At 28.8% G+C, this 19,385-nt stretch carries 21 protein-coding genes; 8 read left to right on the forward strand and 13 right to left on the reverse strand.

Going from position 1 to position 19,385, the window contains the following annotated elements; genetic code table 11:
• The first annotated feature begins 83 nt into the window (after window positions 1-83).
• Window positions 84-1,910, forward strand: a complete 1,827-nt coding sequence (typA, locus tag VP90_RS04040) for a translational GTPase TypA (protein ID WP_262589823.1) — start codon at window positions 84-86, stop codon at window positions 1,908-1,910.
• Here typA and VP90_RS04045 read toward each other — a convergent pair.
• Window positions 1,907-2,554, reverse strand: a complete 648-nt coding sequence (locus VP90_RS04045; protein WP_262589824.1) for a YczE/YyaS/YitT family protein — start codon at window positions 2,552-2,554, stop codon at window positions 1,907-1,909. The genes typA and VP90_RS04045 overlap by 4 nt on opposite strands.
• A 44-nt stretch (window positions 2,555-2,598) precedes the next feature.
• On the opposite strand from VP90_RS04045, the gene VP90_RS04050 reads away from it, so the two are divergent.
• The gene (locus VP90_RS04050; protein ID WP_262589825.1) at window positions 2,599-3,279 is read left to right on the forward strand and encodes a DUF6134 family protein; all 681 of its coding nucleotides are present in this window, start codon (window positions 2,599-2,601) and stop codon (window positions 3,277-3,279) included.
• A 2-nt stretch (window positions 3,280-3,281) separates the two neighbouring features.
• Here VP90_RS04050 and VP90_RS04055 read toward each other — a convergent pair whose 3' ends face one another.
• From VP90_RS04055 to tldD, 3 genes are read right to left on the reverse strand one after another with little or no spacing between them, the layout of a single operon-like run.
• Window positions 3,282-4,253, reverse strand: a complete 972-nt coding sequence (locus tag VP90_RS04055) for an NAD(P)/FAD-dependent oxidoreductase (RefSeq protein WP_262589826.1) — start codon at window positions 4,251-4,253, stop codon at window positions 3,282-3,284.
• On the reverse strand, window positions 4,250-5,566 hold the full coding sequence (locus VP90_RS04060; RefSeq protein ID WP_262589827.1) for a TldD/PmbA family protein: 1,317 nt from the start codon (window positions 5,564-5,566) through the stop codon (window positions 4,250-4,252). Before VP90_RS04060 ends, VP90_RS04055 begins: the two co-directional genes overlap by 4 nt.
• Before the next feature lie 3 nt (window positions 5,567-5,569).
• Window positions 5,570-6,982, reverse strand: a complete 1,413-nt coding sequence (gene tldD / locus VP90_RS04065; RefSeq protein ID WP_262589828.1) for a metalloprotease TldD — start codon at window positions 6,980-6,982, stop codon at window positions 5,570-5,572.
• Between the two features lie 86 nt (window positions 6,983-7,068).
• Here tldD and VP90_RS04070 point away from each other — a divergent pair, with 86 nt between their 5' ends.
• Window positions 7,069-7,416: a DUF393 domain-containing protein gene (locus tag VP90_RS04070; protein ID WP_262589829.1), complete on the forward strand. Its 348-nt coding sequence runs from the start codon at window positions 7,069-7,071 to the stop codon at window positions 7,414-7,416.
• Here the strand turns inward: VP90_RS04070 and VP90_RS04075 are convergent.
• Genes VP90_RS04075 through VP90_RS04090 form a run of 4 tightly spaced genes read right to left on the reverse strand, consistent with a single transcriptional unit; the run spans window position 7,413 to window position 11,038 of the window.
• Window positions 7,413-7,706 (reverse strand): hypothetical protein, encoded by a 294-nt coding sequence (locus VP90_RS04075; protein WP_262589830.1) that lies wholly within the window; start codon window positions 7,704-7,706, stop codon window positions 7,413-7,415. The genes VP90_RS04070 and VP90_RS04075 overlap by 4 nt on opposite strands.
• Before the next feature lie 30 nt (window positions 7,707-7,736).
• On the reverse strand, window positions 7,737-8,933 hold the full coding sequence (locus VP90_RS04080) for a DUF4670 domain-containing protein (protein WP_262589831.1): 1,197 nt from the start codon (window positions 8,931-8,933) through the stop codon (window positions 7,737-7,739).
• 28 nt (window positions 8,934-8,961) lie between these two features.
• Window positions 8,962-10,152, reverse strand: a complete 1,191-nt coding sequence (locus tag VP90_RS04085) for an SAM-dependent methyltransferase (protein WP_262589832.1) — start codon at window positions 10,150-10,152, stop codon at window positions 8,962-8,964.
• 1 nt (window position 10,153) lies between these two features.
• A complete protein-coding gene (locus VP90_RS04090; protein WP_262589833.1) occupies window positions 10,154-11,038 on the reverse strand; it encodes a dihydrodipicolinate synthase family protein in 885 nt (294 codons plus the stop codon).
• Window positions 11,039-11,088: 50 nt separating this feature from the next.
• Here VP90_RS04090 and VP90_RS04095 point away from each other — a divergent pair, with 50 nt between their 5' ends.
• Complete coding sequence (locus VP90_RS04095) at window positions 11,089-12,054, forward strand: glycosyltransferase family 9 protein (protein WP_262589834.1); 966 nt, start codon at window positions 11,089-11,091, stop codon at window positions 12,052-12,054.
• Here the strand turns inward: VP90_RS04095 and VP90_RS04100 are convergent.
• Window positions 12,051-12,551, reverse strand: a complete 501-nt coding sequence (locus VP90_RS04100) for a J domain-containing protein (protein ID WP_262589835.1) — start codon at window positions 12,549-12,551, stop codon at window positions 12,051-12,053. The genes VP90_RS04095 and VP90_RS04100 overlap by 4 nt on opposite strands.
• Window positions 12,552-12,567: 16 nt before the next feature.
• On the opposite strand from VP90_RS04100, the gene VP90_RS04105 reads away from it, so the two are divergent.
• A complete protein-coding gene (locus VP90_RS04105) occupies window positions 12,568-14,643 on the forward strand; it encodes a S9 family peptidase (RefSeq protein WP_262589836.1) in 2,076 nt (691 codons plus the stop codon).
• A gap of 101 nt (window positions 14,644-14,744) precedes the next feature.
• Window positions 14,745-15,191 (forward strand): Hsp20 family protein, encoded by a 447-nt coding sequence (locus VP90_RS04110; protein ID WP_262589837.1) that lies wholly within the window; start codon window positions 14,745-14,747, stop codon window positions 15,189-15,191.
• Between the two features lie 41 nt (window positions 15,192-15,232).
• Here the strand turns inward: VP90_RS04110 and VP90_RS04115 are convergent, their stop codons facing one another.
• Window positions 15,233-15,538 (reverse strand): hypothetical protein, encoded by a 306-nt coding sequence (locus tag VP90_RS04115; RefSeq protein ID WP_262589838.1) that lies wholly within the window; start codon window positions 15,536-15,538, stop codon window positions 15,233-15,235.
• A 126-nt stretch (window positions 15,539-15,664) separates the two neighbouring features.
• Between VP90_RS04115 and VP90_RS04120 the strand changes: the two genes are divergently transcribed.
• A complete protein-coding gene (locus tag VP90_RS04120) occupies window positions 15,665-16,975 on the forward strand; it encodes an NCS2 family permease (protein WP_262589839.1) in 1,311 nt (436 codons plus the stop codon).
• A gap of 38 nt (window positions 16,976-17,013) precedes the next feature.
• On the opposite strand, the gene VP90_RS04125 is transcribed toward VP90_RS04120, so the two are convergent.
• Window positions 17,014-17,547 (reverse strand): phosphoribosyltransferase, encoded by a 534-nt coding sequence (locus tag VP90_RS04125; protein ID WP_262589840.1) that lies wholly within the window; start codon window positions 17,545-17,547, stop codon window positions 17,014-17,016.
• Window positions 17,548-17,575: 28 nt separating this feature from the next.
• Between VP90_RS04125 and VP90_RS04130 the strand changes: the two genes are divergently transcribed.
• Window positions 17,576-17,872, forward strand: a complete 297-nt coding sequence (locus tag VP90_RS04130; RefSeq protein ID WP_425321978.1) for a DUF1330 domain-containing protein — start codon at window positions 17,576-17,578, stop codon at window positions 17,870-17,872.
• Here the strand turns inward: VP90_RS04130 and VP90_RS04135 are convergent.
• Together VP90_RS04135 and VP90_RS04140 are read right to left on the reverse strand one after the other, a co-directional pair.
• On the reverse strand, window positions 17,859-18,494 hold the full coding sequence (locus VP90_RS04135; RefSeq protein WP_262589842.1) for a DNA-3-methyladenine glycosylase family protein: 636 nt from the start codon (window positions 18,492-18,494) through the stop codon (window positions 17,859-17,861). The genes VP90_RS04130 and VP90_RS04135 overlap by 14 nt on opposite strands.
• A complete protein-coding gene (locus tag VP90_RS04140; RefSeq protein WP_262589843.1) occupies window positions 18,487-19,368 on the reverse strand; it encodes a DMT family transporter in 882 nt (293 codons plus the stop codon). The genes VP90_RS04135 and VP90_RS04140 overlap by 8 nt, the downstream gene beginning before the upstream one ends.
• Between the last annotated feature and the right edge of the window lie 17 nt (window positions 19,369-19,385).

Genomic DNA, 19,385 nt, shown 5'->3' on the forward strand with positions numbered 1-19,385 from the left:
ACAAGTTATTTAAATTAATCAAGCCAGTCATGAGTTTTTTTAAGTTTTAATATCAAATTAAATATGTATAAGAGCCACAATTTATGAACAACAATATAAGAAACATCACAATCATAGCCCATGTCGACCATGGCAAAACTACTTTGATTGATAATTTAATGAAGCAAAGTGGATCATTTAGAGAAAATGAAGTTGTTGATGAAAGATTAATGGACTCTGGAGAACTAGAAAAAGAAAGAGGAATTACAATTCTTGCAAAACCTGCATCTATTAACTGGAATGATTCAAGAATAAATATTATTGATACACCTGGCCACAGAGATTTTGCAGCAGAAGTTGAAAGAGTTTTGAGTATGGCTGATGGAGCTCTTTTATTAATTGACTCTGCAGAAGGAGTTATGCCTCAAACAAAATTTGTTTTATCAAAAGCATTAAAACAAGGTTTAAAACCAATTGTAGTTATTAATAAATTGGATAAAGCAGATCAAAGAGCTAATGAGGTCTTAGATGAAACTTTTGATCTGTTTGTAAGTTTAGATGCTAACGAAGAGCAATTAGATTTTCCTGTTTTATATGCAAGTGGAAGATCTGGATGGGCTGATCATGAGGTAGATGGGCCAAGAGAAAATTTAAATCCTTTATTAGACTTAATTGTGGAGCACGTTAAACCGGCCGAATTAGATAAAACTAAACCTTTTGCAATGTTATCAACATTACTTTATTCAGACAGTTTTTTAGGTAGAAGTCTAGTAGGTAGAATCACACAAGGAACAGCAAAAGCAAATCAACCAATCAAAGCTATTAATTTAAATGGTGAAAAAGTTGATGAAGGAAAATTAACAAAGATTTTTAGATATGAAGGAACTAAAAAAGTTCCAATTGATGTTGGAGAAGCAGGAGACATTGTCGTTGTAGCAGGATTAGAAAAAGCAAATGTTGCTGATACAATTTGTAATTTGGAAGTTAATGATCCTATACCAGCGACTCCGATTGATCCTCCAACAATGTCGATTACAATAACTGTTAATACTTCTCCATTAGCAGGCACAGAAGGTAAAAAACTTACAAGTACTCAAATTAGGGAAAGATTGGTTCAAGAAGCACAAAACAATGTAGGAATTACTTTTTCAGAAAATGATGGAAAAGACTCATTCGTTGTAAGTGGACGAGGTGAATTAATGTTGGAAATACTTCTTACTCAAATGAGAAGAGAAGGTTTTGAAATGACGGTAAGTCCACCAAAAGTTTTGTATAAAACTGATAATCAAGGCAATAAACTTGAGCCAATTGAAGAAATTACTATGGATTTAGATGAAGAACACTCTTCAAAGGTAATCGACTCAATGAATAGAAGAAAAGGTAAATTAATTGAACTAAAAGATACTGGTACAAATAAGAAAAGATTGATATTTCATGCACCTACGAGAGGTTTAATGGGATATACAAGTAGATTTCTAACTCTTACCAAAGGTGAAGGTGTAATTAATAGAATTTTCCATGACTACGGTCCTTTTGAAGGTGAAATGGAAGGCAGAAGAAATGGTGCATTGATTGCAATGGAACAAGGAAAAGCAGTAGCTTTTGCAATCTTTAACCTTCAAGCAAGAGGAGAAATGTTTGTTACTCATAATGATCCTGTTTATCCAGGAATGATTGTTGGATTATCACCAAAACCAGGTGACATGATTATAAATGTCATGAAAGGAAAAAAATTAACAAATATGAGAACACAAGGAACAGACGAAAACGTCGTTCTTACTCCTGTTAGAAAAATGTCAATAGCTGAACAACTAAGTATGCTTAACAGTGATGAAGCATTAGAGATTACACCTGAGTCTTGTAGATTGAGAAAAGCAATTCTTGATCCTCATGAAAGAAAAAGAAGTGAGAAAACTAGCGCAGCTGCTTAGTTAAATATTTTTCCAACTAAAAATAATCCTAAAGCTACACAAGGGCCAATTCCAAAAGCAAATATAAGTGTGCCCACTCCAACAGTCCCACCTAAATACCAACCAATAATTACAACAGTAATTTCTAAGAAAGCTCTTACCAAGGCTATAGGTAAATTTGTTGTTTTTGTTAGTCCTGTCATTAAACCATCTCGTGGACCTGGACCAAGATTAGCTACCAAATAAATACCACTACCAAATCCTACTAAAATTACTGAAAGGACTGCTAATAAGTATTTTATAAAAAGAGATGAAGGTGGTTGAAAATAATTTAGAGTGAAATCAATCATGGCTGCAATCACGATGATATTAAATATTGTTCCAAGACCTGGTTTTTGTTTTAAAAAAATCCATAAAAAAAGTACTCCTACACTTACAACAAAAGTTGCTGCACCAATTGATAAATTAGAGTTAAGTGAAATTCCTTCAGCTAATACTGACCAGGGTGAGTTTCCAGTTGTTGATAAAATTAACAAACCTTCTCCCAAACCAAAAATTGTTAAACCAAAAATTAAAAAAAATGATGTTGAAAATTTTGGCTTGAAGTTCAAACTTTCGTTTGAGCTCCAATTTACTTTTGGAATATTTTTTATAGATAGGAACATCAAATATTGATACTTATAGATTAATTTTTATTTATATTATTATCATGAAAAAATTTTATACTATTATTATATTTTTTTTATTTACTTTTAACTCAAACGCACATGTTGGTCATTATAATAACTTCAAAAAAATTGAACTTGAAATCTTAAGAGATAATGAAGTTATAGGATATAATAATTATTCTTTTTCTAGGAAAGACAATGAAACAACCGTAAATAATAAATATAAATTTACAGTAAAACTACTTGGAGCAACTATTTTTGAAGTAGAAGGTTTTGGAGAAGAAAAATATTTAGGAGATAATTTAATTTCCTTTAAATCTAAAACACGTCAGAATAAAAAAGAAAAATTTGTAAATTTGATATTAAATAATCAAACTAATAAATTTGATATTCAAGGATCTTCTTTTTCTGGTGAAGCTTCTTTGAATAATACAATTGGAAATTGGTGGAGCCATAAATTGTTACAGGCAGAGAGCCAAATTAGTCCTATTTCCGGAAGTATAAAAGAACAATTGGTTACATTTATCGGTAAAGAAAAAATCACAATCAATGGGGAGGAATTTGATACTGATCATTTTAAACTCACTTCTAAAGATATGACACTTCCAGAAGATAAAAGATTAAATTTTGATATATGGCTTGATAAAAAAACTTTAGTGATAGTTAAAGTGACCTATGAAAGAATGGGAAGTTGGGAGTATAGAATTAAAAATATTGAGTAATTTTATCTGTTTATTTTCCTAAAAAGGTCATTAGCACTTATCCATCCTGCCTCTAATCTTGGTCCAACAAACCAATCGGCACAAACTCCTAAATTAATTTTTGAGTTCCAATAACTTTTAATTTTTAAAGGTTTTGAATTTGATGAATACATCCATCCATGATTTAAGGAAAAAAGGATGTTACTTTTTTTAATACCAGTAAGATCAAAAAATTTATTAATTAATATTTTTGAATTCAAATCTTTATTTTCTTTATTTTTCAAAATTTTTTTATTTGCCCAAATTGCCGTACTTTGAAGTGTCCAAAATTCATAAATACTTTTAAATCTTAACTTGCTATTTTCTCTAGCAGCCCAACCTAAAATTTGATCATTAAAAAAGAGACTACTTATATTTTTTTTTGTTTTTTTCATTTTTATCATGACTGTAATATTTGCATCCATTTTTAATTTTTTTTTAATAAATGAATGATTAATAAATTTTTTTGCTAATTTAAGTAATTGAGGATGTGGACACGTTAAAATAAGATTATCATAAAATTTATTGTCACCATCAGAAAAGGTAAGTTTCCATTTGTTTTTATTGTAATCAATTTTTTTTAATTCTTTTTGAAAATTACAATTAATTTTTTTTAATAAATACTTACTAATATCGTTATTACCACGCCTGCCAATTATTTTTTGATGATTTTTATTTTCTTTTATCTTTTTATTTTGAAAAATATGCTGGCCTTTCCAATTTTTTAATATTTTTTTTGTAACAAGTTTTGTTATAAATTTTTTAAACTCTTTACTCTTAGGGGAAATATATTGAACACCATGATCAAAGCCTATTTTTTTATCTAACCTTTTAAATGATGATCTCCCACCAGGACCCCTTGCTTTATCGTAGAGGTCTACAGAGTGTTTTTTATTTAATAAATTTGAAATTGTAGCACCAGATATTCCAGACCCAATTACACAGTAAGTACTCATTTACCTGCAACTGTCATTCCTTCTATCATCATAGTTGGTGAATTGATGGAATATTCAAAATCTAAATCACTAGCTAAAGTTATATTTTTGAACATATCTTTAAAATTTCCTGCAATTGTTATTTCATTTACTGGAAACTTAAATTCTCCATTTTCAATTAGGAAACCTGTTGCACCTACTGAATAATCCCCTGTAACCAAATTACTTCCATGGCCTATTGTTTCAGTTACATAAATGTGTTTTGAGTTACTTTTTAATAAATCCTGGAAACTAATTTTTCCATTATCAAAATATAAATTTGTCGTACCACCAGATCTTCCATTAGATTTTAAATTAAGTTTTTTTCCATTATAAGTATCGACTAAATAATTTTTTAAAATACCATTTTGTACAAGATGTAAAGTATCTGATTTTACTCCTTCTGAATCAAAAATTTGAGATCCAACACCTTTGTTTATGTCTGGTTTATCAATTACATTTATTGTTTCTGTAAATATTTGTTCATTGATTTTATCCTTAAGAAAAGATGTTCCTCTTGCAATTGCAGAAGAAGATATGGCACCTGCAAACGCACCTAACATTCCTTTTGCTATTCTTTTGTCAAATATAATGCTGATTTTTTCACTTCCAATTTTGTTGGGGCTTAATTTTCTTATGGTTTGCTCAGAAGCTTTTTGACCTAGCTCTTTTGCACCCTTAATGTCTGATAAATGACGTTTGCTTGTAAATTCATAATCTCTTTCCATACTATTTTCATCTTTAGCAACAGTAACGCAAGATGCACTAAATGAAGATGATTTGTATCCGTCACAAAATCCATCACTATTTGCTAAAATAAAATTAGATTTATTTTCAGTAAAACTAGATTCTGTATTTATGATTTTTTCTTCTGAAGATGCGACACTCTCAAGCTCTTTTAGATACTCAATTTTTTTTTCATTATCAAAGTGTGTTTCATCATATAAATTTAAATTTTTTATTTCTTTAGCTAAAAGATCTTTATCTGGTAAAGAATTAAATTCATCTTCAGGAGTATTTTTGGTTGTTTCAAAACATTTTTCTATTAAGGTTTTAATGTTATCATCTAATAAATTTGATGAAGAAATTGATGATCTTTTTTTTCCCAAATAAGTCTCAATACTTATCGCCAATCCATCAGATCTATTAGACTCGTCTAAAGTATTATTTCTAAAATTTACAGTTTCAGAAATTGAATGACCTACTGTTACACTTGATTCAGTTGCACCTAACTTTTTAGCTAGATCTAAACAGTATGATGCTTTTGATCTTAAATATTCTTGATCCTTAACCATAATTTAAAGTTTTGTTCCACCAACTGTCATTTTGTCAATTAAGATTGAAGGTTGAGCAACTCCAACTGGAACACCTTGTCCAGCTTTACCACAAGTTCCTATACCAGGATCTAACATCATATCGTTTCCAACCATAGAAACTTCTTTTAAAATTGAAGGACCATCTCCTATTAATGTTGCTCCCTTTATCGGTGAACCAATCTTTCCGTTATTAATTTCATATGCCTCAGTACAATTAAATACAAATTTTCCAGATGTAATATCAACTTGTCCTCCTCCAAAACTTACTGCAAAAATTCCTTTGTCTACTGATTTGATCATTTCTTCTTGAGTTTGGTTTCCACTCAACATCATTGTATTTCTCATTCTTGGCAAAACAATATGTCTATAATTTTCTCTTCTTCCTGAGCCAGTCGATTTGGTATCCATCAATCTAGCATTTAATCTATCTTGCATAAAATTCTTTAATATCCCATTTTCAATCAATACTGTTTTTTCTGTTGGTGTCCCCTCATCATCAATAGTTAAGCTACCTCTTCTATTATCAATTGTTCCATCATCAACAATCGTAACTCCCTCACTGGCAACTTTTTGGCCCATAAGATCATGAAATGCAGAAGTTTTTTTTCTATTAAAATCTCCCTCCAAACCATGTCCAATAGCTTCATGGATTAAAATCGCTGGCCATCCTGGTCCTAAAACAACTTTCATTTCTCCTGCTGGAGCAGGTTTGCTCTCTAAATTTACTGAGGCAATTCTAAAAGCTTCCTCACATACAGTTTTCCAATTGTCATTTTTTAGATATTCATCATAAGATTGTCTTCCACCTATTCCGTAAACGCCAGTTTCTTTTCTTCCATTTTTTTCTAACATCACAGATACATTAAATCTAATTAAAGGTCGGACATCTGTTAATACTTCACCACCTGATCTTATAATCTCAATAGATTTTTGTTCACCTACAAAACTTGTAGTAACTTGTTTTACCGATTGATCTTTTTTCCTTAGATACTCATTTACTTTATTTAATACTTCTAATTTCGAATTTAATGTTTTTTGCTCTATGGGATTAATATCCTGATAAAATTTTCTATTAGATCTTGAAATATCTTGATTATAGGTACCTTTCATAGACTTAAGTGTAGATTTTAAATTTTCAGAAGATTTTTTTAATGAATCTTTTGATATTTCATTAGAGTGAGAATATGCAACAACCTCTCCTGTAATTGCTCTAAATCCAAAACCTAAATCTGAACTATAGCTTGAGCTTTTAATTTTATTATCATCTAGTAATATGGATTCGGATTTTGTATCCTCCAAATATAGCTCACCATCATCACAATTTTGTAATGTATCAGATACTATTGCATCAGCATCTTTTTTTGTTAAATCAGATTTGTCAAAAAAATTACTCACCTAGCTTAAATAGTGCTTTATTGTTAATTTTCAACTAATCATTTAGCGCATTTACATGCTTTATTTTAAAGATAATATAATTTTATATGAAAGTTTATTTTAATAACTCTTGCAAAATCTGTAGATCAGAAATCAATATGTATAAAAAAGAAAATATTGAAGATATTGATTGGATAGATATTACCGATAACAGAGATGCAGAAAAAGAAACCTCCAAAAATGACAAAGAGCTTTTAAGAAGATTGCACATTAAAGAAAATGACCAGGTAATTGAAGGTGCGGAAGCTTTTCTTTATGTCTGGAAGAGAATACCAAAATATAAATTCTTGTATAATTTTTTTAAACTTCCTATTATTTTTACTATTTTTAAGTATGGATATGAAATAGTTGCGTATTTTTTATTTTTGAAAAATAAAAAACAATTAAAAAATTAATTAAGAAAAAATATAAAAATTTGACTCAATAAAGACATTGATAGAATAAACATAATTAAAACTACAGAATACATAAGAGTAATAATTTTATTTCTTTTTCTTCTTAGTCTTACAAAATTTTTGTCATCTAAATCTGATATGTCTCTTTCTCCATCAACTTCATAGTCATAACTCCATCTCCAAGTTGACTGTCCTAGCCTTTCATCTTGACTATTAAAAAATCTGATCCAAGCAAGAATATAACTTAACAGAGCATATAAAATCGCCATCGCAATTATTCCATAAAACATAACTTATAATACTTAAATTAAACTTAATAATTAATGATTATTTTTGGCTCTTTTTCTTGCAATTAATTGAGTTAAAGAATCCACCATCGTGTCTGAAGCTTTAAATATTTCATTATTTTTAAATTCATGAGAAATATTTTTCTCAGGATTAGTTTTATCTTCAATGACTATACCTTCATCAGGAGAATTATTTTTAATATAAATTAATAATAACCATTCCTCATCAGGAGTTTCGTCCCACTTAACAAATATCTCACCTGTTTCAAATCTTCTGTCGATACATCGAAAAATAGACATGTGTCTTGTAATATGTCTTTTATTTAATTGGAAAACTAAACTACTGGCACTCCTATAAAAGCTTTCAAGAGCAAACTCAATTTTTTGCCTTGCTACAGTGTATTCTTTTTCTTTCTTAAGTAATGTTTCCCTATCTTCATCACCTTGAATTTTAACTCCTAAAGCCTCTACTCTCTCTCTTATTTTTTGATCTCTTATTATTCGATATTTTTCTTTTAGCTTCTCAATTCTTTGTTGAAGTCCTGTATAATCTTCTCTTTTTTCTTTTAATGAAATTTTTTCTAATTTTTCTAATTCTTTAACTTCCCTTACTCTAAATTTTTCAATTTGTTTTTCTAATTTTAATTGTTGTAAAAATTTCTTCTGCTTTTCAGCCTGTTCAATTCTGATTAGTGCCTGTTCTTTTCTTAAAAATAACTTAATTTCTTTTGTTCTTTGTTTCTCTAACCTAATTTCTTCTTTCAGTACTTGCTCATTTAGTTTTAGCTTTAATTCTTGTTCTTTTTGCTTCTCTTGCTGTAAGGCTAATTTTTCCTGTCTTTCTTGTTCCTGTTTTTCAAGTTTAATTCTTCTCTGCTCGTCTTTTTTAAGGACTTTATAATCATTAATTGTTTCAGATATTTTATCAAAAAATGCTTGGATATATTTTTCTATATTAATATTTATTTTGAATTTAAATTCAGGTTTAAGTGAATTTTGAAAATTAATTATTTTTAAAAGGAAACTTTTTTCTTTGGGTTTTTTGATAATTATTTTTTTTGTTTTAACCTTTAAATTATTTTTTTTTTTAGTTTTAGTTTTATTTTTTTTATAAATTTTAGGTTTTGTTTTTTTAACTTTAGAAATTTTTTTAGATTTTTTAGATTTTAGCTGAGATTTTTTTTTACTTTTTTTAACAGATTTATTTTGTTTTTTTTTTATTTTTTTCATTTAAAGGGAATTATTATTTACCAATAAATTATTGATAAATATAGTCTCTTGTAACTGGTGTAGAAGTATAATTTTTAGTAAGCTGAAACTGATATACAACTTGGTCTCCCCATTTAAATGCCATTTCACAACCTGCTAAATAAAACTCCCACATTCTAAAAAAACGCTCATCAAACATGTTAATAATTTTATCTTTATTTTTTAGACAATTTTGTTTCCAATGTCTTAATGTATGAGAATAATGCATTCTTAGTACCTCAATATCGGCGACGATTAAGCCAGCTTTTTCAATTGGGGTAGTTACTTCACTTAGACTGGGTGTATAACCACCTGGAAATATATATTTTGTTATCCATGGGTGAGGATCTCTTGGTGGATTTACTGATCCAATGGTATGAATTAACGAAACTCCATCATCTTTAAGAAGTTTTTCAACTTGTGAGAAAAACTTTTTGTAAAATTTTCTTCCCACATGTTCAAACATTCCAACACTTACAATTCTATCAAATTTTTCATCCAGCTCCCTATAATCCATCAACTTAAATGTTAATTGATTTTCTAAATTCAGTTCTTTAGCTTTTTGTTTGCAATATTTAAATTGATTCTCTGATAATGTGATACCAGTTACTTCACAATTAGCTGATTTTGCAATATCAACTGCTAGAGATCCCCACCCACATCCAATATCAAGGACTTTTTGATTTGGCTTTATATTTAATTTTTTAATTATATGCTGAATTTTATTATTTTGAGCAGTCTCTAAAGTATCATTTTCATTTTTGAAATAAGCACATGAATATTGTCTTTTAGGATCTAAAAATAAATCATAAAGATCATCTTTGATATCATAATGATGTGAAACATTCATTTTAGATTTTTTGATAAAATTAAAATTTGTTAGATATCTATATGAGCCCCTTAATTTATTAATTAAGTAACTAAAAAAGTTTAAATCTCCTCTACCAAAATTCATCAAAGACAAATCTAAAAAGTCTGTAAGACTACCGTTCTCAATAACTATTTCTCCATCGGTATATGCTTCTCCAAAATATAGATCGGGATGAAATAAAAGTTTATAATGAAGTTTTTTATTTAATATTTTAACTTTTATAGGATTTTCATTCTCAGGATTTCCAATTATATAACTTTTAGAATTTGCATCGACTAGTATAAAACCATCTTTCTTAAAAACACTATTTAAGAACCTTGCTAATTGCATATTAAGCTGCCTTAGATGATTTAAACGAAAAATCTAATTTCTCTAAATTACTTAAAAGATCAAATTCTTCCTCTTTATTCAGAATTCTTAAAGGAGGAAGTAAATTTTCATAAATACTGTCTTTATGTTTAAAAAAAGTATGTAAACAAGAAATTAAATTATATTTTTCAAACGTACCTCTCACATCACAAAGTTTAGTATTTATTTCTTGATCTTTTCCATTTTTAAAATCATCATAAACTTTTCTTGCCATCAGAGATGTTGCGTTACATGTAGCAGTGATTATTCCTGAGCAACCTAACTCAAGTCCCTTCAATAATTTAGATTCAGAACCCGGCATAACTGAAAAATTATCTAATTTTAAATTTTCAAATAGATTGTATGAACTATCTTTAACCCCAACTATTTGGTCCGGGAAATTTTTAACAAGCTTTTCTACAGACTCAACACTGAATTTATATCCAGAAAGTTTTTCAAAATTATATAAAATAATTTGAGCTTTTGGCACAGATTCTACTATTTTAGAATAAAAATTAAATACGTCCTCATCACTATATTTGTAAAATGCTGGCGGCATAATGAGAAATTTCTCAAAATTTAATGATATTGCAACTCTCATTAAATTTATTGTTTCACCTAAAGAGTTCAATCCAGTTCCAATAATGCATTTATCTTTATATTTATTTGTTGATAATTTATTTAGAAAATTGATTTTTTCTGCAACAGAAATTAATTGGGCTTGCCCAGTACTACCAAATATTGCAGCTCCATGACAGCCATTATCAATAGTCAATTCTACATGTGCTATCGTTTTGTCAACATTAAGAGTAAGATCTTCATTTAATAATGACAAAGTAGCAGCATAAACTCCATTTATTTTACTCATATTAAAAATTTATATAAAAATTATAATTAGTAAAGTTTATAAATAAAAATATGAAAATTTTAGCAGTTCAAAACAGAATGGGAATTGGTGATAGTATTATATTTTTACCTTTTATAGAGGCGATATCTAACAAATTTAATACTCCTGTAAGTTTACTTGTTCAAGAAAGCTCAAAATGCAAGGAGTATTTAAATCAAACAAACTACATTGATGAAATAATCATTCTTAAGAGAAATAATAAAATTAAAAACTCAGAACATAACGGATTTTTTGGAAGTTTGAGATTAGCTAATGAATTAAGGAAATATAAATTTAATAAAGTTTTCATTTTTAACTCTTCACTTCGATACAATTTAATTGCAAAATTATCTGGTATTAACAAAATTCATCAATTTCCTTTATTTCAGAAAAAAAAACAAAATATGATAAAAGCATCGAACAAATTAATTTATGATACAATTGGTATCGAAGTAAAAAACAATCCAAATATTCATATTAATGAGTCAAGTGTTTTAGAAGCTGAAAAAAAATATAATTTTTCTAAAAATGATTTTAATATACTTTTAGGTATAGGTGGATCAGGACCTACGAAAAGAATTCCAGGAAAAACTTTTTTAAAAGTAATGAAAGAAATTTCTAAGCAAAAAAAATGTAAATTTTTTTTAGCAACTGGTAAAAATGACGAAGAACAAAAAATTTTAAATGAAATTAAAAACTCAGATCTTAAAAATTACTGCCAATCTTTAGATAATTTATCTATAAATGAATGTTTGCCGATTATTAAAAATTGTAATGTATCAATATGTAATGACTCAAGCTTCAGTCATCTTTCTTCAGCACTTGGAGTAGAAACGATAACTTTAATGGCAGATACTCCCCTAATTTATGGAAATTATAGTTCTAAAATGCACCCTGTATTACCCGATGATGTTAACGAAGTAACTCATGGAACTTTAGGAAAAGATAAAATTAATCCACAAAAAATACTTTATAAATTAAATTCAATAGTATCTTAACTGATATCATTTAGCACTATTTCTTTAGCTTCATTTACTAAAGTAGATAACCTAGAAGTCTCAGGTGAAATATCTGGATGAATTTTTTTTTGTATTTTAATGTAAGCTTTATTTACATCCTCTTTAGTTAAACTTTTTGAAGGATTTAAATTAAGTATACGATACGCTTCTTCAGTAGACATTGTATTTAAATTTGATGCAGTGTTATTAAATGAAAATCTCCCTGAATTTCTTAAAGTTTGTATTAATCTGTACAACGAAATTAACTGAAAAATTGACATACCTTTCAATTTTAAAAGAGCAAGACTCGCGAGAGTAAATGGTAAAGTAAATAAAAATTTACCTCCGATTGCAAACAAAACTGCAAAGATGATTAAAACTATGAATAAGAATACTCTTAAACCCTTTGATATTTTTTTTGACGCAACTTGAGTAAAAAGTCTTAATAAAAAATATAAACCAACTACAATTAATAATGTATAAATTATAAAATTCATATATTTCCAGTTAAAAATGAAAGTACCATATCTAAAAAAAAAACCAGAGCTAAAATCTTGTCACAATATTGAGTGGGAAGATAATTACAGCTGGATACATCAAGAAAATATTTTGGAAGTCTTGCAAGACAAGACTAAGCTTCTTCCAGAGGTAAAAGAATATTTAGAAGATGAAAATAGATATACTGAGTATCATCTAAAAAATACTAAAAATGCTCAAAAAGTATTATTTGATGAAATTAAAGGTAGAATAAAATTAGACGATGAAAGCTTATCTTTTAAAGATCATTCATATGAGTATTGGACAAAGACTACTGCTAAAGGAAATTACTCTATAAAATTAAGAAAAAAAATTGGTTCATCAGAAATTGAAGAAATTTGGAATGGAGATAAAGAAAAAGAAAAATTAAATGTTGAATATTTTGGTGTTGGAGATTTAGAAGTTAGTAACAATGATGAATATCTTGGATACTCACTAGATACCAAAGGTTCAGAGTATTATACAATTTATCTAAGAAATATTAAAAATAACAAAATAATTTCAAAAGAAATAAAAGAAACATCAGGAAGTATAATTTTCAGCTTGGATGATAAGTATCTTTTTTATTCAAAGTTAGATGAAAATCATAGAGCTAGAAAAATTTATAGACATAAAATTGGAGATTTTGAAAGTGAAGATGAATTAATCTTCGATGAAAAAAGTGAAGCTTTCACTGTTAGTATTGGGTTAAGTTCTGATGAGAAATATTATTTCATAAATACTTCAGATCACAATACTTCGGAGCAATATTACTTTCATGTGAATGAAGTAAAACCAAATCCAAAATTAATAATTAAACGCGAAAAGGGAATTCTTTACTCTGTAAATTCATGGAATGGAAAATTTTATAATCATACAAATAAAGATGCAGAGGATTTTAAAATAGATATTTCAGAAACTTTGGAAAATCAAAATTGGGAGACATTTATTCCTGCAAAAAAAGAAGTTTTAATTGGTGGACTTACATTTTTAAATGACTGGATAATTAGATCCGAAACATCAGAAGCCTTGGACAAACTGTTTGTTATTGACGCTTTAACAAACAACGAAGAGGAATTAATTTTTTCTGATGAAAAAGTATGTGTTCCTGGTGTTTCATTAACGCAAAGAAATAGAGACACAGATGAGGTTTACGTTTCATACTCTTCACCCAAAACACCTTCAAGAGTTTACAAATACAATTTAAAAACTAAATCTAAAACACTTGTAAAAGAACAAGAAATACCCTCAGGCCATAATACAGATGATTATATAGTTGAGAGAGTAGAGTTTAAATCCCATGATGGAAGAATGGTTCCACTTACGATTACTAGACACAAAAATACAAAAATAGACGGAACAGCAAATTTGTTACTATACGGATACGGATCGTATGGTAGTTCGATGAGTCCAGGTTTTTCCTCAACAAGACTGAGCTTAATAAATAGAGATATTATTTGGGCTACTGCACACATTAGAGGTGGAATGGAAAAAGGAATGAAATGGTGGAAAGAAGGAAAGTTAACTAATAAAAAAAATACATTTGAAGATTATATTTATGCTGCAAAATATTTGATTGAAAATAACTATACTTCAAAAGAAAAAATAATCGGAATGGGTGGATCTGCTGGTGGTTTATTAATGGGAGCTGTTGTTAATCAAGCTCCAGAATTATTTTTAGGTATAATTATGGCTGTTCCTTTTGTGGACTCATTAACAACAAATCTCGATCACTCTTTACCACTTACGGTTGGTGAATTTGATGAATTTGGTAATGCTAAAGAGAACAAAGAGCACTTTGATTATATTTTTTCATATGCTCCATACAATAATATAAAAAAAATGGATTATCCTCATATGCTAATAACAACTAGTTTAAGTGATAACAGGGTTTTGTTTGATGAACCTACAAAATTTACCGCTAAACTTAGAGACTATAAAACTGATAATAATTTGTTGCTCCTTAAAACAGAAATGAATGCGGGTCATGGAGGTAAATCTGGTAGAGATGGAGCAATAGAAGAAATTGCATTAGATTATGCTTTTGCATTAAAAATTTCAGAAAAGATTTAATTATTCAGATATTGAAATTATTATAATCATACCTAAATAAAGTTTGTAAGTCGCCTAATGGGGCTTACCTAAAATAAACTTGCTTAAAAAAGGAGGATATTATGACAAGTAAGGATCTATCTATATTTAACTCACTAAGACCTTTTTCAATTGGCTTTGACGATATGTTTGAGCAATTCGAAAGTATGTTGGGCAATGGAGGTTTGTCAATGCAACCAAACTACCCCCCATACAATATCAGAAAAACTGGCAAGGATAATTATGCAATAGAAGTTGCATTAGCTGGTTTTAATAAAAATGATGTTGAGGTTGAGTTTGAAGATAATTTATTAACTGTAAGAACAAAACAAGTTAGTAAATCTGATAACAATGAGGTTAATGGAGAAATAATTCACAAAGGTATTTCCCAAAGACAATTTGCAAGATCATTCACTATTGCTGATGATGTAAAAGTTAATGGTGCTGAACTTAAAGATGGTCTTTTAACAATATCTTGTGAAAGAATTATCCCAGAACACAAAAAGAAAAAACTTATAGAAATTAAATAAGTTTACCCTTACTTGCGAGGATTTATCCTCGCAGGTAAAATTTAAAAACATCCGTTAGAAGCAAATCCAATTACAATTTTATCTGGATCTATTTCAAATCTTCTTTCACATGGAAATCCATACTTCTTGGTATTGTAGACAAAAATAAAATTACCTTTTTCATTTTCAAAATCTTCATCAGGTTTTCCAAGTTCCATTTGTAATTTACTAGCTGATTGACCAATAAATTCACTCAACTTTTTATTTTCTTTTTCGATGGCAGCATCAGTTTTTTGCTTTACTGTTTGACACCCTGAAACAAACAAAAAGATAACAAATGTAATGAATAAAATTTTCAAATTTTTCATATATCAACACTATCATTACAATTATGGCATAAATATAAACTTGTGGGTTGAATTTTGTGAATAAAAGTGACTTATTCAAAGTATTATTCAACAGAATCAAATATTTATCTGACATTAGGAGGATAAATGCTTGATAATTATTTTAATTATAAAAAACACAAAACAGATTTTAAAACAGAAGTCATAGCGGGAACTACAACGTTCTTGACGATGGCTTATATAATGTTTTTAAATCCATTCATCTTATCGGGAGAATTCGCTGGACCCGAAAAAGGTTTCTTTGATTTCGGCGCAGTATACACAGCTACGATTTTAGCCACAGCTTTAGCATGTTTTATTATGGCTTTTTATGGAAAAACTTGGCCAATAGGACTTGCGCCCGGAATGGGTATTAACGCATTCGTTGCATTCGGAGTATGTGCAGGCATGGGATATTCACCTCAAGAAGCACTTGGTGCAGTATTAGTTGCTGGTGTATTATTCTTGATAATATCTTTAACACCAATAAGAGCATGGCTGATTAACTCAATTCCAAAAAGTTTAAAATTAGGAATTGGTGCAGGTATAGGATTGTTTTTAGCAATTATAGGACTTCAAATTATGGAAGTTGTTGTGGATGATCCTGTAACTTTGGTTAAACTTGGAAATCTTAGCGATCCTTTGGTTCTTTTAGGATGTGCAACTTTTATAGCGATCATTGTTTTAGAAAAAATGAATGTAAAAGGAAATATCATTATAGGAATTTTGGTATTTAGTATTATTGCTTGGGCTGCTGGCCTTGCTAAATTTAATGGTTTAGCTAGTTCGCCTCCACCAATGACATATCTATTTGAATTTGATTTGTCAGCTGCAATGACTGCTGGAATGTCTACAGTTATTTTTACTTTATTGTTTGTAGACTTTTTTGATACAGCTGGAACATTAACATCTGTTGCAAACGTAGCGGGTAAAGTTGATAAAGATGGAAAAGTTAAAGATATCAATAAAGCAATGTTATCTGACAGTGTTGGGACAGTTGCGGGCGCAATGATGGGAACCACCACTGTAACAAGTTATGTTGAGTCTGGTGCCGGTGTAAAAGCAGGTGGTAAAACTGGAATGACATCGCTTGTAATAGGAATATTGTTTTTAGCGTGTATCTTTTTTGCTCCTTTAGCAACTAGTTTACCTAAACAAATTGATGGTGCGGCTTTAGTTTTTGTTTCTGTTCTTTTTGTAAGAAATATTACAGATATTGAGTGGAATGATATATCAGAATCTGCTCCTGCAATACTTGCAATGATTGCAATGCCATTAACATATAGTATTAGTAATGGAATTGCTCTAGCATTTGTTTCTTACGCATTAATTAAAATATTTACTGGAAAGTTTTCAAGCACTTCTCCAGCAATATGGGTAATTGCAATACTTAGTGTTGTAAGTTTTGCTGTAAGTTAAATAAGATTTTAACAGGGCTAGCAAACTAGCCCTGTTAACTAATTTCTTTTAATTAATTCTTCAATAGATAATTCTTCATAATGTTCAGTTGGCTGAACAATCCAAGGGTCAGAATCTAGTCTTACAGGACAGAAATCTGGTTCGAAGGTTGATGATTTTTTTTTCCAAAGACAAGCTGTTTTAACTTCTTTTATAAAATCTTTTGTTTGAGGATAATTTTTTAACCACTCAATACTTTTGTTTAAAGTTAAGCCAGTATCTGAAAGATCATCTATCAACAGAACTTTTCTAAAATCTTCGTTATTAGCTAATGAACTTATTTCTCTAGCAAACATGAGTTCTCCTTGCTTGTCTTCCATTCCTTCACCTGAATAACTTTGAATAACAATGTAGGCTATTGGTAATTTTAAAATCCTAGATAAGATATCAAGAATTGGTGCTGCACCTCTCATTATACCAATTAAAACTGTTGGTTTGTATTCCTTATGAATTTGTATTGCCAGTCTCTCAACAATTTTTATATATTCATCAAAAGAGATTATGAGTTTGTCAGCCATGGAGTTTAGTATCATAAGTAAAAAAATTTAAAAAGGAGAAATGATGAAAGTTTACTGGATTGCTTTGTATAAAAAGATAGATAGCCAAGAAAATATTAAAAAATATGGAGCTAAAGTTACAGATATAATCAAAAGTTATGGGGGTGTACCATTGGTAAGAGGAGGAAAGTTTAATACTTTAGAGGGAGAAGCTTACCCAAGAACAGTAATTTGGGAATTTCCTAGTTATGAAAAAGCTATTGAGTGTCATGACTCTAAAGAATATCAAAAAGGTTGGGCGCTTGCAAAAGATACAACAGAAAGAAACTTACAGATAGTTGAAGCTTTTAATATTGAATAGGCTCAGGATCTATACTTCTCCAAAGATACCATGTGGCTACAGAACAATATGGGGAAAATCTTTTTTGCAATAAGTTTACATAGCTTTCTGGTGGAAGATATTTTTTATTATAATTTTTTGAAATAGCTCTTAGAAGTCCTATATCTTGTACAGGCCATATATCGGGACGATTGTATGTAAATAATAAAATCATTTCAGCAGACCATCTTCCTATTTGTCTTAGTTTAGATAAATAAATAATTGCATCTTCATCAGACATACTTGGAATTACTTTAGGATTAAATGTTTTATTTAATACTTGTTTTGCTAAACTTTTTATACCCTTAACTTTTTGTCTGCTTAATCCACAGCTCTTTAATTGAGAGCTAGATAATTTGTTCACTGTTTTTGCATTAATTTTGTTTTTACATTTTTTTTTAAACTTTAAAAAAACCGAGTTAGCAGCAGCTACACTAATTTGTTGACCAATTATACTTTTGCAAAGAGAAAAGAAAACATCTCGCCTTGATGTAAGAACAGTTTCTGATGGTGACTTATATTTTTTAATCAAAAAAGACATTGTTTTATCTTTTTTTGATAAATATTTTTTTGCTTTATTCCAATATGATGGCGTTTTACTCATGACGTGAAACAGATAGTTTTTTTTTCAAATACATTTCTCTTCTAAATATAATTATAGATGAAACAATAACTAATAAAGCTCCTAACAAAGTTTTAGAAGTTGGTATTTCATTCCAAATAAAATATCCAAATATTATTGCAAAAACTAATCCAAGATATTTTAAAGGAGAAACCAAACTAACTTCTGAATATTTATAAGATTGTGATAGCCATAAATTTGCAAGACCACCTAATATACCAACCATTGATAGCAAAAATAAATCAAGTAAACTTGGCAAGATCCATCCCTGATAAAACGATAAAAAACTTAGAAGCATTATCGAGAATGAAAAGAAAAAACTTATCAACCAGGCAGGTTCGGTTGATGATAATTTTCTTATAGCAATTGCTACATAGGAAAGACCTAAACAAAAAATAATTGGGTAAATATAATACAAATTTAAAGCACTAAATCCTGGCTCAGTAATAAATATTATTCCTAAAAATCCAACTAATACTGCCATCCATCTGTATAAACCAACTTTTTCATTTAATAAAAAAATTGAAAAAATTGTAATAAAAATTGGTGCGGCAAAGGAAATACTTACAACGGTTGCCAAAGGTAAATTTCTAAGTGCAACAAATATAGAAACTAAAGCTATAAGTCCCGCTAAGCATCTTTTAAAATGAAGTACAGGTCGCGTTGTTTTATAGAAATCAAGATACCGATCTTTAGGAATGAGAAATAAAATTGGGATTATTCCACAAAAGCCTCTAAAAAACAAAACTTGCCCAATTGGATAATCATCAGACCATTTAACTATTAAATCCATTAGCGAGAAAGCGCATACAGATATAAACATATAAAAAAAGCCCAATTGATTTTTTGACAACATGTGATTAACTTAGATTA

Source organism: Candidatus Pelagibacter ubique HIMB140, assembly GCF_025558165.1.
GTDB lineage: Bacteria > Pseudomonadota > Alphaproteobacteria > Pelagibacterales > Pelagibacteraceae > Pelagibacter > Pelagibacter ubique_T.